The sequence below is a fragment of the Pandoraea commovens genome, assembly GCF_902459615.1.
Classification (GTDB): Bacteria; Pseudomonadota; Gammaproteobacteria; order Burkholderiales; family Burkholderiaceae; genus Pandoraea; species Pandoraea commovens.
The window spans coordinates 202,296-215,522 of record NZ_CABPSA010000009.1; the positions used below are offsets into that span (position 1 = coordinate 202,296).

The window sequence follows — 13,227 nt, forward strand, 5'->3', positions numbered from 1 at the left end:
CTTATTTTCCTTGGGTTACCGGTGCTGCCCCAGCCGCCGGCGCTGCCGCCGGTGCTGCCGATGCGCCGCCCGCCTGGGCGCCGCCGGCATCTGCTGCCTTGTTGTACAGGAACTGGCCAATCAGGTTTTCCAGCACGATGGCAGACTGCGTGAGCGTGATCGTATCACCGCCCTTGAGCATCTGATCATCACCCCCCGGCTCAAGTCCGATGTATTGCTCGCCGAGCAGGCCCGACGTCAGAATCTTCGCCGACGAGTCCTTCGGGAACTGGTACTGCGAATCCAGATTGAGCGTGACGTCGGCCAGATAACGCTTGTCGTCGAACTTGATCGACGCCACGCGCCCCACCACCACGCCAGCGCTCTTGACCGCCGCACGCGGCTTGAGACCGCCGATGTTGTCGAACCGCACCGTGACCGGATAAGTATTCGAGAACGACAGCGAGCTCATGTTGCCCGCTTTGAGCGCGAGGAACAGGAGGGCGGCAAAGCCGAGTACCACGAACAGGCCGACCCAGAAGTCGAGAGGGTGTTTTTTCATTGTGTCAGTGTGCGCAAACTGTCTGTCTATGTCTTGGCAGGCGAGCCGGCCTCTTAGCTGAACATGAGTGCCGTAAGCAGGAAGTCGAGGCCGAGCACGGCCAGCGATGCCTGCACGACCGTACGCGTCGTTGCACGCGACACGCCTTCCGGCGTCGGCTGTGCTTCGAAGCCCTGATACAGCGCGATGAAGGTGACGGCAATGCCGAACACGATGCTCTTGATGACGCCGTTCGCGACGTCCGCCCATACGTCCACGCCGCCTTGCATCTGCGACCAGAACGCACCGGAATCCACGCCGATCATCTCGACGCCGACGAGGTAACCGCCGAAAATACCGACCGCAGAGAAGATCGCCGCGAGGATCGGCATGGCGATCACGCCCGCCCAGAATCGCGGTGCGACCACGCGCGCGATCGGATCGATCGCCATCATCTCCATGGCGGTCAGTTGCTCGCCCGCCTTCATCAGACCGATCTCGGCGGTGAGCGACGTGCCCGCACGCCCGGCGAACAGCAGTGCCGTGACGACCGGTCCTAGCTCACGCACCAGCGACAGCGCCACGAGCAGACCGAGCGCTTGCTCCGAGCCGTACTTGTTGAGCGTGTAATAGCCTTGCAAGCCGAGCACGAAACCGACGAACAGGCCCGAGACGGCGATGATAACGAACGAATAGTTGCCGACGAAGTGAATCTGGTCCGTCACCAGACGCGGACGGCGCAGCAGCGCGGCGCTCGATCCGAGCATGCGCAGGAACATGCGCGCACCGTAACCCAGGCGCTCGACGTGGCCGCGAACAAAACTGCCAATGGTGGTAATCATGCACGCGCTCCGATACCGAAGTCTTCCGCGAGCGGCGGCGCGGGATACTGGAATTTCACGGGGCCGTCCGGCTGGGCGTCGATGAACTGGCGCACCGTCGGGTCGTTCGAGGCGCGCAGCGCGTCCGGCGCGCCCTCCGCGGCGATACGGCCTTCGCTGATGAAGTAGATGTAGTCGGCGATGGCGAACGTCTCGGCGACATCGTGCGAGACGATGATCGACGTCGCGCCCAGCGCATCGTTGAGCTTACGGATCAGATTCGCCGTAATCCCCATCGAGATCGGGTCCAGACCCGTGAACGGCTCGTCGTACATGACGAGGTCCGGATCGAGCGCAATCGTGCGGGCGAGTGCCACACGGCGTGCCATCCCGCCGGAGATCTCGGCAGGCTTCATGTCGCGTGCGCCACGCAAGCCCACAGCATTGAGCTTCATCAGCACGAGGTCACGGATCAGGTCTTCGTCGAGACGGGTGTGTTCGCGCAGCGGAAACGCCACGTTTTCGAACACGGTCATGTCGGTAAACAGCGCGCCGAACTGGAACAGCATGCCCATGCGGCGACGCAAGCGGTACCAGCCGTCGCGGTCGAGCGTGGAAACATCGGTCCCGTCGAAATCGACCTGACCTTTACTGGCGTGCACGAGACCGCCGATCAGACGCAGCACGGTCGTTTTACCGCAGCCGGAGCCCCCCATGACCGCAATGACCTTACCGCGGGGAAACCGCATATTCAGCCCCGAAAGCACCAGACGTTCGCCATAACCAAAGCTGACGTCGCGCAGTTCGAGCAGATTTTCCGGATTCGGGGTAGGCACGTTTCGGGTCTTATAGTGCGGCGCAAAACGCCAATTATAGGGGGGTTTACCAATCGATGCCGTCCACGCCGGGTCGGCGAAAGCAAGGAATGGCGCTGCCCCGCGGGATTCTACAGGCCCCGGACGTATTGCTGCGATAACGTTCCAATAGCCGCAACGCCGCAAAAACCCAACGCCACCAAGGACTTATCGTCTTCTGGCCCCGCGCCGGTGTTGCGCCGTTGCTACAATACGACGTTTCGCCCTCGTCATCGTTCCTCGGGATGTCCTCCGCTACCCCTCCTACTTTCCGCCCCGTCGCGCCGCAGTCTACGGCGACATCGGACTTTCGGATTCGTCCGATGCAACCTGGCGACCTTCCCCACGTGCTGACGGTGCAGGCCCTCGCATATGGCCACCTGATGCTGGAATCGGAAGCCACCCTCGCCTCGCGTCTGGCGTTATCGCCGCAGACCTGCTGGGTGGCGGTGGATGCGTCAGATGCTGAGCCGGCCGGGCCGACGGACGCAGGCATCGCGGGCTATCTGTTCACGCACCCCTGGCATCTCACCGCACCGCCGCCGCTGGACACCGTCCTCGACGCGCTGCCGGACGCCCCCGATTGCTGGTACGTGCACGACATGGCGCTTGCACCACGCACGCGTGGCGCCGGCGTGGCCGGTCAGCTTTATGCCGCCGCGTTGTCGGCAGCGCAATCGCTCGGCCTGCGCGCCTCGGCATTGGTGGCCGTGCAGCAATCGCAGGGGTTCTGGGCCCGCTTCGGGTATCAGGTCACAGTGGACGTCTCGCCGCAGATCGCCGCCAAACTGGCGGGCTATGGCGATGGCGCAGTCTTCATGACGCGCGAACTGTAACCACCGCCAACGGCGCACAGCAAACTCACGGCCGTCGCGCGAATTCCTTCTGCATCGAACGGACGGCTGCGGCCACGTCCTCCGCTTCCGTCACGGCGCGCACGACGGCCGTGCATCCTACGCCAGTCTCGAGCACCTGCGGCAGGTTGGCCGCGTCGATGCCGCCAATCGCCACCAGCGGGTAATGCGGCGCGATGAGCCTCACGTAACGCGCCAGCTTCGCCAGCCCTTGCGGAGCGGTGGCGATGACCTTGGTCGTCGTCGGAAACACTGCGCCGACGGCCAGATAGCTTGGACGGAAGTGATGCGCCGCGAGAATCTCGTAATAGCCGTGCGTGCTGATGCCCAGCCGCATGCCGCTCGCGTGCAGCGTCGCGACTTCGTCGGCCGAGAGCGCCGCCATGTCTTCCTGACCGAGATGCACGCCGTAGGCGGCGGCCTGCGCCGCCTCACGCCAGTGATCGTTGATGAACCACGCGCTGTCGTGCGTCACTCGGCGACCCGCCGCCACCGTGCGCTCGATCTCGCTGCGCAGCCCCGGATGCGCCGGGTCCTTGATGCGCAACTGGACCGTCCCGACCTGAAGATCGGCCATCCGCTCGCACCAATCGGCGTCGGGCAGCACCGGGTAGAGACCCAGTCGCGTCGGGCACGCCGGAAAGCGCCCCGGCGACGGCACTTGACCGAGCACAGCGGGAAACGTCTCAAGCACGGTCGGCCATGCGCCCAGCGTGTCGACGTCTTCCGCACGCGCGTGACTGCCGTTCGTGCGCCATGCGCGGCCGAGCACCAACGCGTCGTGCGGTGCGAAACCGCAGTCCAAAAACGCGGCAAATGCAGGAAAGAATGCAGGATCGTCGACGCCCACCACACGATAGACGCCATCCGGCGTGTACAGCGTGTCTTCCACGTGCCCCTGCGCGAGGGCATGCGAGCAAAGCACGACCGCGCCATTCGCGCGCCATGCGTCCAGGCGGACGGACGCCGCCGTGCCCAGTCCATGCTCAGGCACGAGCGGCAACCAGACGACATCGCCCTGCCCAGCACTAACCGGTGTCTCGGCGTGCAGGCGCCATTGCGGCGATGTCGACTCGTCCGGCCACGGTGCGAGGCGCGCGCGAATCGCGTCGGCGGCCTGCTGCCAGGCCACCGCGAGCGGTGCGTCGGCGGGCAGGCATTGCACGTGCAGCATAGGCACAGCCCCGGCGGCGCGAGCGTGCGTCGTCATGAAAAATCCTTGTTGATCCGGCCCCGCGTCGCGCGGCCGTGGGTCATGAAATCGGGAAGGGTCAGCTACCGGACTGATGCCAGAACGGCACGCCCACGACCGGGGTGCTGGCTTCGGCGCTCTCGCGCTCGGCCATCGGGCCCGCGAGCCATGCGGCGCGTCCCGCCTTGATCGCTCCCGCGAACGCACCCGCCATCTCCACCGGCTGCGCGGCAAGCGCGACAGCGGTATTGAGCAGCACGCCGTCGTAGCCCCACTCCATCACCTGACAGGCGTGCGACGGCAAACCGAGGCCCGCGTCGACGATCAGCGGCGTATCCGGCAGACGGTCGCGCAACAGACGCAGACCATACGGATTGATCACGCCCTTGCCGGTACCGATCGGGGCACCCCACGGCATCAGCGCCTGACAGCCAACGTCGAGCAGTCGACGGCACAGCACCAGATCTTCCGTGCAGTACGGCAGGACCTTGAAACCCTCGCGAATCAGTTGCTCGGCGGCCGTCACCAGACCGAACGGGTCGGGCTGAAGCGTGTAGTCGTCGCCGATGAGTTCGAGCTTGATCCAGTCGGTCTCGAAGACTTCGCGCGCCATTTGCGCCGTCGTCACCGCTTCCTGCACTGAATGGCAACCCGCCGTATTGGGCAGCACCGGCACCGCAAGGCGGCGCAGCGTGTCCCAGAAATGACCTTCCGATGCTTGCGCCCCGGTGCCCGAGAGCTGACGGCGCAATGCCACCGTCACCATGCCCGGACGCGCCGCGTCGATGGAATCGTTCAGTGCTTGCAGCGACGGATAACGCGCCGTGCCGAGCAGGAAGCGGCTGCCGAAGCGGGTGTCGTAGAGCGTGAGCGCATCACGCGTGCTGCTTGCGGCCACGTTGTTCGATTCGGTGAATGCGTTCATTTCAGCCTCCGGCCACCGGTTGCACGACATCGATCTTGTCGCCCTGCGCGAGTGCGCGCGCGGCGTATTGCGTCTTGGGCACGAATTGCCCGTTGATTGCCGCCGCGAAAGGCGGCTTGGCGCCGTAGGCGGCGAGCGCCTCGGCCAGCGTCGCCGTGTCGGCCACGCTCAGCATCTGTTGATTGATATGGATGTCCATTGCGTACCGCTTCCTCTCATGCCTGACGAAACAGTTCCGGCCACGGCCGGCTGGCTCGCCACGTCTCCCAGTCGAACGCGTCCGCCGATCCCGACGGCGCGCTCCTCGATTGCATCAATGCCTGCGCCAGCGCGCACGCTTCGCCGGTGACCGCCGGTGCGAGCAGATAGCCGTGACGGTACAGACCGTTCACGCGCAGCAACCGTGCGCCGTCCCACTGCACGCGCGGCAGATGGTCGGGCAGCGCCGGGCGGCAATTGACGTTCAGCTCAACGATGCGCGCCTCGCCGAACGCCGGGTTCAGCGAGTGCGCCGCCGAGAGCAGTTCGAGCGCCGAGCGCACGGTCATCGGCGACATATCTTCCGATTCGAGTTCGGTCGCCCCGATCACGTACAGATCGTTTTCCTTGGGCGCGATGTAGATCGGATAGCGCGGGTGCAACAGGCGCACCGGGCGACGCAGACCGATTCCCGGTGCGTGAATGCGCACCACCTCGCCACGCACACCGCGCAGCTGGGTGAGCGCTTCGCGTGCGCCCAGTCCGCGACAGTCGATGACCAGACCGGCATCCGGATATTCGCCCTCGGCAATTTCGGTGTTCCAGTGCAGGTCCGCGCCCGCCTTCGCAAGTCCTGCGGCCAGCGCACGCAATAACTGACGGTTATCCAGTTGCCCTTCGTTCGGCAGCAGCCAGCCTTCCTGGAAACGTCCGGCGAGCGCCGGTTCCACATCCTTCAGTTGTGCACCCGAAATCCGTTCGACGCCGCCACGCAGCAGTTCGGGCGGTGCATTCGCACGCATGCGACGGTCGAACATCACGGCCTCGGCGCGGTCGGGCTGATGCCACACGACCAGCGTGCCGTTGCGTTGGAAGAAGACGTGTTCGGGAAGGCCGTCGATCAGCGCAGGCCAGCGCTCAAGTCCGACCGCGCCCATCTCGACGATGCTCGGCTCGGCCACGGCGGCCTCGGCCAGCGGCGCGAGCATGGCGGCGGCGACCCAGCCAGCGGCGGACGAGCCATCGGCATCGCCCCGCTCGTAAAGCGCCACGCGCGCGCCGGCGCCAATCAGTTGCCACGCGAGCAGACGGCCGGACAGCCCGCCGCCCAGCACGGCAATGTCGGGACGCGACACGGCCGAACGCGAAGGGGAAATGGCAGCCGTCGCGCTCATACGCGCATTGCCGCGCAAGCCATCACGGCGCGCAGGCACTCAGGGGAATACGAAGAATGTTGTGGAAGGCAACGCATGGGGCCCTTTCCTCATGAAAGCAAAAGGACGAAACGGTGATGGCCACCTTACCCCAATGGAGGAGTCGGAAACTTCCCACGCCGGTATTACCCGGGTCGGGTGCAAAGGGTCTCTCTCAGCCCCGTGACTTCTTTGACGTGACTACGCCAATTACGGAGCACCCCTGTTTCGCCCGGAGCCATTACAACATAGATGCCAACGCCCGTGCAAGCAGGCTTCCCGGGCGATTGCACGCTCGTCGCGTCTCGTTTTTTGAGATCTCCCGCCCCTGATTCCGGCCGCTTGTAACGGTCCGTAAACTGAAAATCCCCGTCACGCGCGGCTCAGGCCGTAAATCGTGCAACGCACCATCGGGAACTGCGGTCAAATGGGCCATATGTGCGAAACGTATAGATAACAACGTTGCCCCACTGCGGCCGCGCCGCCCGACGATCATGGCCAACACGCCGACCCACACGCCACACGCCCCGCAACCCTCGGGCGACACCGCCGCACCACCGCCTAAACCACCCAAACATCCCACCGCCTGGCAACTGATCCGTCCCTACTGGGTCTCGGAGAAGCGCTGGGAGGGTCGACGCCTGCTCGCGCTCGTGATCGCCCTGAACCTCGCCGTCGTGTTCATCAACGTGCGGCTCAACGCGTGGAACGCCAGCTTTTACGACGCGCTCGACAAGCGCAACTGGCCGGTCTTCAAGTCGTCGCTCGCAGAGTTCGCGGTGCTGGCGTTCAGCTTCATCATCATTGCGACCTTCCGCACTTACTTCCGTCAGATGCTGGAGATCCGCTGGCGTCAGTGGGTGACGGACGCGAACCTCACGAAGTGGTTCGCGCATCGCGCTTACTACCGCATCGAACGCGATCACCTCGCCGACAACCCCGACCAGCGTATTTCGGAAGACATCCGCACGCTCGTCAGTTCGTCGCTCGCGCTGTCGCTCGACTTGTTGACGACGCTCGTCTCGCTGTTCTCCTTCATCACGATTCTGTGGACGATCTCGGGCGCGGTGTCCTTCGTGCTGGCGGGGATGAACGTGACGATTCCAGGCTACATGGTGTGGGTCGCCGCGCTGTACGCCATCGTCGGTTCATTCCTGATCTTCAAAGTCGGCCGCCCGCTCGTCGGACTCAGCTACCGGCAGCAACAGGTCGAAGCCGACTTTCGTTTTCTGCTGGTGCGGCTGCGTGAATCGGCCGAGCAGGTCGCGCTCTATCGTGGCGAGGGCGCGGAGTTATCGCGTCTGAAGTCGGCGTTCGGCGCGGTGCGCGACAACTGGTGGCAGATCATGGTCGTGACGAAACGCCTGATCTTCGCGAACTCGATCTACGCGCAGATCGCCATCGTCTTTCCGATCATGGCAGCAGCACCCCGCTACTTCGCAGGCGCGTTCACGCTGGGCGTGCTGATGCGAATCATCGATGCCTTCGGGCAAGTGAGCGACGGTTTCTCCTGGTTCGTGAATAGCTTTTCGACGCTGGCCGACTGGAAGGCAACGATCAACCGTCTGCGCGAATTCACACGCGTCATCGACGCCACACCGCACCCTCAGGGCGGCATCGCCGTGGTGACGGCCAGTGACGCCCCTGCCTACACCGCCGCCGACCTGCAGCTGTCGCTACCGAACGGCGCGCCGCTTACGGCCGCCGGGTCGTTCGCCTTCGCGCCCGGCTCGCGCTGGCTGGTGCGCGGCCGCTCCGGTTGCGGCAAGAGCACCATGCTGCGCGCCCTTGCCGGTCTCTGGCCGTTCGGCAGCGGACGCATCGAAGTCCCCGCCAACGCCCGCGTGCTGTTCCTCTCGCAGCAAAGCTATCTGCCCATCGACACGCTCAAGGCCGCACTCGCGTTCCCGTCGTCGCCCGACACGTTCACCGATGCCGAGTGCCGCGACGCCCTGAACGCCGTGAACCTCGGACAATACGGCGACGACCTGCTGACCTCGGCGCATTGGGCGCGACGTCTTTCCGGCGGCGAGCAACAGCGACTGGCGGCCGCGCGCGCACTGCTGCAAAAGCCCGACTTCCTGTTTCTGGACGAAGCGACGAGCGCGCTCGATGTCGAAACCGAAGAAGCCGTGTACGACGCACTGCACGCGCAACTGCCCGACACGGCCATCGTCAGCGTGGCCCACCGCGACACGCTGGCCCGCTTCCATCAGCACACGATGACGTTGCACGCGGCGACCGAGATCGATCCGCCTCGGGTAGTCGGCGCGGCATGGTGACGGCATAGTGACGACGTAGGGGCGGCAGATCTCACGTCGCCCCGTACCATTCCCACCGGGCGATTCCTCCACTTTGTTCACTTCGTAAATAATATTGACGCGGCTGTCCCGGCACCGAGACGGTTTGGCATAATCACGAGCACCCCTTCAGGCTATCTCCGGGCTCATCGTGATTCCTTCAGATTCCTCGTCCGGCCAGTCGCCGAATTCCTCTCAGCGCGACGGACGCACCGTTGTCGTCACCGGCGCCGCGTCCGGCATCGGCGCGGCCATCGCCCGCCGTCTCGCCTCTCCTGACACACGCTTGCTGCTGCACACACGCGGCGCGTCCGATGTCAGTCAGGCGCGGCTCACTGAGGTACGTCGCGCATGCGAAGACGCCGGTGCGCAGTGCGCCACATGGTTCGGCGATCTGACGCACGCGCAGTCCGCCGCGCGACTCGTCGACGCCGCGCATGACGCCTTCGGCCCGGTCGATCAGATCGTGAGCAACGCGGGCTTCGCCACGCGTCAGTCACTGACCGATATAGACGACGAGGCCTTCGCATGCACGCTCGCCGCCATGCCCGGCGCATTCGCCGCGTTGCTGCGTCACGCGCTGCCCGATCTCCAACGTTCGTCGCAAGGCAGTGTGGTCGCCGTCAGCTCGTTCGTAGCGCATCGCTTCGCGCCGAACCAACCGGGATTCCCGGCGACGGCCGCCGCCAAGGCGGCCATCGAAGCGTTGGCGAAAAGCGCCGCCGCCGAGTACGCCCGCGCAGGGGTGACGATCAATTGCGTCGCGCCCGGCTACACGCGCAAGGACAGCGGCCACTCGGCCATCGATCCGGCCGCATGGCAGCGCGCGGCCGACGCCACACCAACCGGACGCCTCTGCGAGCCCGACGACATCGCCGCCCTTGCCGTCTTCCTGCTCGGCCCGCACGCACGGCAAATCACCGGCCAGGTGATTCATGTCGATGGCGGCCTGACACTCTGATACGGCGCCGCGAATCCACCGATCACCGGGTCAGACGTGGACCCGACCATCGATGCCCGACATCGATACACAACAACCACACGTCGCACACATAACGACAAGCACACGATCCACCGAGGAGTCTTCATGGCGTTTTTTTCCTGGTTCCAAGAACTCAACACGAAGGAGCGCAAGGCCCTGTATGCGGGCTTTGGCGGCTATGCCGTCGACGCGTTCGACTTCATGATCTATTCGTTCCTGATCCCCACACTCATTGCCGCGTGGGGCATGACCAAGGGCGAGGCGGGCATGATCGCGACCAGCTCGCTCATCTCGTCGGCCGTCGGCGGATGGCTCGCGGGCATTCTTGCGGATCGCTATGGCCGCGTGCGCGTGCTGCAATGGACGATTGCCACCTTCTGCCTGTTCACATTTCTCTCGGGCTTCACGAATTCGTTCTGGCAGTTGCTCGTGACGCGCACGTTGCAGGGCATCGGCTTCGGCGGCGAGTGGACCGTCGTCACGATGATGATGGGCGAGATGATTCGCTCGCCGCAGCATCGCGCGAAAGCGGTCGGCACTGTGCAGAGCAGCTGGTCGGTCGGCTGGGCCGCCGCCGCGCTGCTGTACTGGTTCTTCTTCGCAGTGCTCGATGAAGGCTACGCATGGCGTGCGTGCTTCTGGATCGGGATTCTGCCTGCGGTGTGGATCACGTATGTGCGTCGCAACGTGTCGGACCCGGAGATCTTCACGCAAACGCGACGCAAGATCGCCGAAGGTCAGTTACAGAGCAACTTCACGCAGATCTTCGCCCCCGCACATCTGAAGACGACGATCCTCGGCAGTCTGCTGTGCACCGGCATGCTCGGCGGTTATTACGCGATCACGACGTGGCTGCCGACGTATCTGAAGACGGTACGCGGCTTGTCGGTGTTCAACACGAGCGCTTACCTGATCGTGCTGATCGTCGGCTCGTTCGTGGGCTATATCGTCGGCGCGATTCTCTCGGACAAGCTCGGACGCCGTGGCGCATTCATCTTCTTCGCCATCGCATCGTTCGTGCTCGGGATGGTCTACACGATGCTGCCGATCACCGACAGTGCCATGCTGATGCTCGGCTTCCCGCTGGGCATCGTCGTGCAGGGCATTTTCGCGGGCATCGGTGCGTATCTCACGGAGCTGTATCCGAACCACATTCGCGGCTCGGGTCAGGGCTTCTGCTACAACCTCGGGCGCGGCATCGGATCGTTCTTCCCCATCGCAGTGGGCACGCTCGCGCAGACCGGTTCGCTCGTGAAGGCCATCGGGATGGTCGCGGGCGGCGGCTATCTGCTCGTCGTCGTGTGCGCGTTGCTGCTGCCCGAGACGCGCGGCAAGTCGCTCGTCTCGACCGATTTCGTGCATTAACCGTGTACTAGCCGCCTGCATGGCAAAACGGGACGCCGGATCGAACACCACGATCGCTCCGACGTCCCGCCGCCTCACCGGATGGCCATTGTGTAAGCCAGCCAACCCGGAACCGCTTCAGTGCGCGCCGCTTATGCACTACCGCGCGGCGTCGCCACCTTCGTACCCCCGCCTACACCCTTGCTACCGGCCGCGCGTCCACCTCGCCCGAATACGGCACTTCCGGTAATCCTTGCACGCCGCATCGCACGGCGAAGACGTGACCGTCGTGTTCGTTCGCGTTCGTGCCGGGACGAATCGACGTGACGAACAACGTGTCGAAATCGCGTCCGCCGAACGCACACATCGACGGCTTCGACACTGGCAACACGATCTCACGGTCCAGCACACCCACCGGTGTGAAGCGCAGCAACCGGCTGCCGTCGTTGGCGCACGTCCAGTAACACCCGTCGGCGTCGACGGCTGCGCCATCGGGGCGCCCCGGGTACTGGTTCATGTCGACGAACAGACGCCGGTTGCGAATCGCGCCGCTGTCGGCATCGAAATCGAACGCCCACACGCGACGCACCGTCGGATGCGAATCGCTCAGATACATCGTGCGGCTGTCTGGCGAGAAGCCTAGACCGTTCTGTGTGACGAGTCCATCAACGAGCGGCGCGGACAGTCCGTCCTTTGCATCGAAGCGATAGAGCGATCCGGCGTCGCTCGCGAGCGACATATCCGCCACCATCGTGCCCGCCCAGAAGCGGCCCTGACGGTCGCAACGTCCATCGTTGAAACGCATGCCCGAGGCCGGAAATTCGGGGGCAGCCAGACGCGTCCACGCTGACGCGGCCACGTCGCCTGGCGCACCCAGCCGTACCGCGAACACCCCCGTCTCACACGCGGCGAGCAACGTGCCCGCCGTGTCGAACGAGAAGCACGCGACCTGCTCGGGGAACGTCCACTGACGGTGTTCGCCGTCGGCGGGTGTCACGCGATGCAGTTGCTTTGCCGGGATGTCGACCCAGTAGAGCGCCTGTTCGTCGGCACGCCAGAGCGGGCTTTCGCCGACCGCGTGAGGTGTCTCGCGCGACGGCTCCAGCCGTTCGATGGAGACTCCGGCCACACTCACGCCTTCGGCTCCATCGGCCCCATCAACACGAACGGGCCGCCCTGGAAGCGTTGCGTCCAGTCGTCCATTTGCGGATCGGGCGCTTTGGCCGGGAACAGACCGGCGAACTCGGCCGAACTGTCTTGCGGACGGAAGCCGAGGAATGCCGCCTTGGTGTTGTCGACCCACAGCGTCGGGTTATCCGACACGCCGTAAACGATCGCGTGGCCGACGCGATTCGTGAATAGCGAGCAACGCACGAGTTCGACAAAGTCGCGGTAGCTCAGATACGTCACCATCATGCGCGGATTCTTCGGCTGCTCGAACGACGAGCCGATGCGAAGACACACGGTCTCGAGGCCGAAGCGGTCGAAGTAGTAGCGCGAAAGGTCTTCGCCGAAGCACTTCGAAATGCCGTACATGCCGTCCGGGCGATGCGGGGCGTCGACGTCGAGCACTTCCGTCACGGGATGGAAGCCGACGGCGTGGTTCGAGCTGGCGTAGACGATGCGCTTCACGCCTTGCTTCTGCGCGGCGCTGTAGACGTTGTACAGACCGAGGATGTTCGCTTGCAGGATGTCGTCGAACGGCGCTTCGACGGACACGCCGCCGAGGTGCACCAGCGCATCGACGCCTTCGAGCAGCGCATGCACGGCCGCACGGTCGGCGAGGTCGACCTGCATCGACTCTTCGTGCGCCGCAGTGTCGGTGATCGGCACGATGTCGCTTACGCGCACGATGTCCGCCCACTCCGCGAGCTTGCCGCGCAGTTGTTTGCCAAGGTTGCCCGCTGCTCCAGTCAGCAGAAGACGACGGAAGGGTTTGCCGGAAGGCTGGCTCATAGTGATCCTTATTGTTCCTGATTGTTCCTGATTCATCGGTACAACAAAACCGACGCCGCGCCGCACACCCAAGGGGGAGTGTGCAGCG

13 protein-coding genes and 1 riboswitch are annotated in these 13,227 nt (G+C 64.7%); of the genes, 4 read left to right on the plus strand and 9 right to left on the minus strand.

From position 1 onward, the window contains the following. Nucleotide 1: 1 nt before the first annotated feature. From mlaD to PCO31010_RS22675, 3 genes are read right to left on the minus strand one after another with little or no spacing between them, the layout of a single operon-like run. Complete coding sequence (mlaD, locus tag PCO31010_RS22665; RefSeq protein ID WP_150578325.1) at nt 2–541, minus strand: outer membrane lipid asymmetry maintenance protein MlaD; 540 nt, start codon at nt 539–541, stop codon at nt 2–4. Between the two features lie 53 nt (nt 542–594). After that, complete coding sequence (gene mlaE, locus PCO31010_RS22670) at nt 595–1,362, minus strand: lipid asymmetry maintenance ABC transporter permease subunit MlaE (protein WP_150666253.1); 768 nt, start codon at nt 1,360–1,362, stop codon at nt 595–597. Then, the gene (locus PCO31010_RS22675; RefSeq protein ID WP_150666254.1) at nt 1,359–2,177 is read right to left on the minus strand and encodes an ABC transporter ATP-binding protein; all 819 of its coding nucleotides are present in this window, start codon (nt 2,175–2,177) and stop codon (nt 1,359–1,361) included. Before PCO31010_RS22675 ends, mlaE begins: the two co-directional genes overlap by 4 nt. 341 nt (nt 2,178–2,518) lie before the next feature. Here PCO31010_RS22675 and PCO31010_RS22680 point away from each other — a divergent pair, with 341 nt between their 5' ends. Beyond that, complete coding sequence (locus tag PCO31010_RS22680) at nt 2,519–3,031, plus strand: GNAT family N-acetyltransferase (protein WP_150666255.1); 513 nt, start codon at nt 2,519–2,521, stop codon at nt 3,029–3,031. 25 nt (nt 3,032–3,056) lie between these two features. Here PCO31010_RS22680 and PCO31010_RS22685 read toward each other — a convergent pair whose 3' ends face one another. The 4 genes from PCO31010_RS22685 to PCO31010_RS22700 all read right to left on the minus strand — a co-directional run bounded on the left by PCO31010_RS22685 (nt 3,057) and on the right by PCO31010_RS22700 (nt 6,539). Next, nucleotides 3,057–4,259, minus strand: coding sequence for a thiamine phosphate synthase (locus PCO31010_RS22685; RefSeq protein ID WP_246184740.1), 1,203 nt, complete (start codon nt 4,257–4,259; stop codon nt 3,057–3,059). Between the two features lie 61 nt (nt 4,260–4,320). Further along, nucleotides 4,321–5,166: a thiazole synthase gene (locus PCO31010_RS22690; protein ID WP_150666256.1), complete on the minus strand. Its 846-nt coding sequence runs from the start codon at nt 5,164–5,166 to the stop codon at nt 4,321–4,323. Between the two features lies 1 nt (nt 5,167). Beyond that, on the minus strand, nt 5,168–5,365 hold the full coding sequence (gene thiS, locus PCO31010_RS22695) for a sulfur carrier protein ThiS (RefSeq protein WP_150666257.1): 198 nt from the start codon (nt 5,363–5,365) through the stop codon (nt 5,168–5,170). A 16-nt stretch (nt 5,366–5,381) separates the two neighbouring features. Further along, nucleotides 5,382–6,539 carry an FAD-dependent oxidoreductase gene (locus PCO31010_RS22700; protein WP_150666258.1) on the minus strand — a complete coding sequence of 386 codons (1,158 nt, stop codon included), beginning with the start codon at nt 6,537–6,539 and terminating at the stop codon, nt 5,382–5,384. Between the two features lie 133 nt (nt 6,540–6,672). Next, a riboswitch (TPP riboswitch) is annotated at nt 6,673–6,792 on the minus strand. 259 nt (nt 6,793–7,051) lie between these two features. Between PCO31010_RS22700 and PCO31010_RS22705 the strand changes: the two genes are divergently transcribed. From PCO31010_RS22705 to PCO31010_RS22715, 3 genes are all read left to right on the plus strand, one after another. Next, nucleotides 7,052–8,839: an ABC transporter ATP-binding protein/permease gene (locus PCO31010_RS22705; RefSeq protein ID WP_150666259.1), complete on the plus strand. Its 1,788-nt coding sequence runs from the start codon at nt 7,052–7,054 to the stop codon at nt 8,837–8,839. Between the two features lie 169 nt (nt 8,840–9,008). Beyond that, nucleotides 9,009–9,818 carry an SDR family NAD(P)-dependent oxidoreductase gene (locus PCO31010_RS22710; RefSeq protein ID WP_281357770.1) on the plus strand — a complete coding sequence of 270 codons (810 nt, stop codon included), beginning with the start codon at nt 9,009–9,011 and terminating at the stop codon, nt 9,816–9,818. A 126-nt stretch (nt 9,819–9,944) separates the two neighbouring features. Further along, nucleotides 9,945–11,204 carry an MFS transporter gene (locus PCO31010_RS22715; protein WP_150666260.1) on the plus strand — a complete coding sequence of 420 codons (1,260 nt, stop codon included), beginning with the start codon at nt 9,945–9,947 and terminating at the stop codon, nt 11,202–11,204. Nucleotides 11,205–11,376: 172 nt separating this feature from the next. On the opposite strand, the gene PCO31010_RS22720 is transcribed toward PCO31010_RS22715, so the two are convergent. Both PCO31010_RS22720 and PCO31010_RS22725 read right to left on the minus strand, forming a co-directional pair. Then, a complete protein-coding gene (locus tag PCO31010_RS22720) occupies nt 11,377–12,318 on the minus strand; it encodes an SMP-30/gluconolactonase/LRE family protein (RefSeq protein ID WP_373275337.1) in 942 nt (313 codons plus the stop codon). Next, nucleotides 12,315–13,139: an NAD-dependent epimerase/dehydratase family protein gene (locus PCO31010_RS22725; RefSeq protein ID WP_150666261.1), complete on the minus strand. Its 825-nt coding sequence runs from the start codon at nt 13,137–13,139 to the stop codon at nt 12,315–12,317. The genes PCO31010_RS22720 and PCO31010_RS22725 overlap by 4 nt, the downstream gene beginning before the upstream one ends. Between the last annotated feature and the right edge of the window lie 88 nt (nt 13,140–13,227).

Coding starts and splice junctions, on each gene's coding strand:
- PCO31010_RS22680 (WP_150666255.1), top strand. CDS start 2,519: ATGCAACCTGGCGACCTTCCCCACGTGCTGACGGTGCAGGCCCTCGCA.
- mlaD (WP_150578325.1), bottom strand. CDS start 541: ATGAAAAAACACCCTCTCGACTTCTGGGTCGGCCTGTTCGTGGTACTC.
- PCO31010_RS22700 (WP_150666258.1), bottom strand. CDS start 6,539: ATGAGCGCGACGGCTGCCATTTCCCCTTCGCGTTCGGCCGTGTCGCGT.
- PCO31010_RS22705 (WP_150666259.1), top strand. CDS start 7,052: ATGGCCAACACGCCGACCCACACGCCACACGCCCCGCAACCCTCGGGC.
- PCO31010_RS22715 (WP_150666260.1), top strand. CDS start 9,945: ATGGCGTTTTTTTCCTGGTTCCAAGAACTCAACACGAAGGAGCGCAAG.
- PCO31010_RS22725 (WP_150666261.1), bottom strand. CDS start 13,139: ATGAGCCAGCCTTCCGGCAAACCCTTCCGTCGTCTTCTGCTGACTGGA.
- mlaE (WP_150666253.1), bottom strand. CDS start 1,362: ATGATTACCACCATTGGCAGTTTTGTTCGCGGCCACGTCGAGCGCCTG.
- thiS (WP_150666257.1), bottom strand. CDS start 5,365: ATGGACATCCATATCAATCAACAGATGCTGAGCGTGGCCGACACGGCG.
- PCO31010_RS22690 (WP_150666256.1), bottom strand. CDS start 5,166: ATGAACGCATTCACCGAATCGAACAACGTGGCCGCAAGCAGCACGCGT.
- PCO31010_RS22685 (WP_246184740.1), bottom strand. CDS start 4,259: ATGACGACGCACGCTCGCGCCGCCGGGGCTGTGCCTATGCTGCACGTG.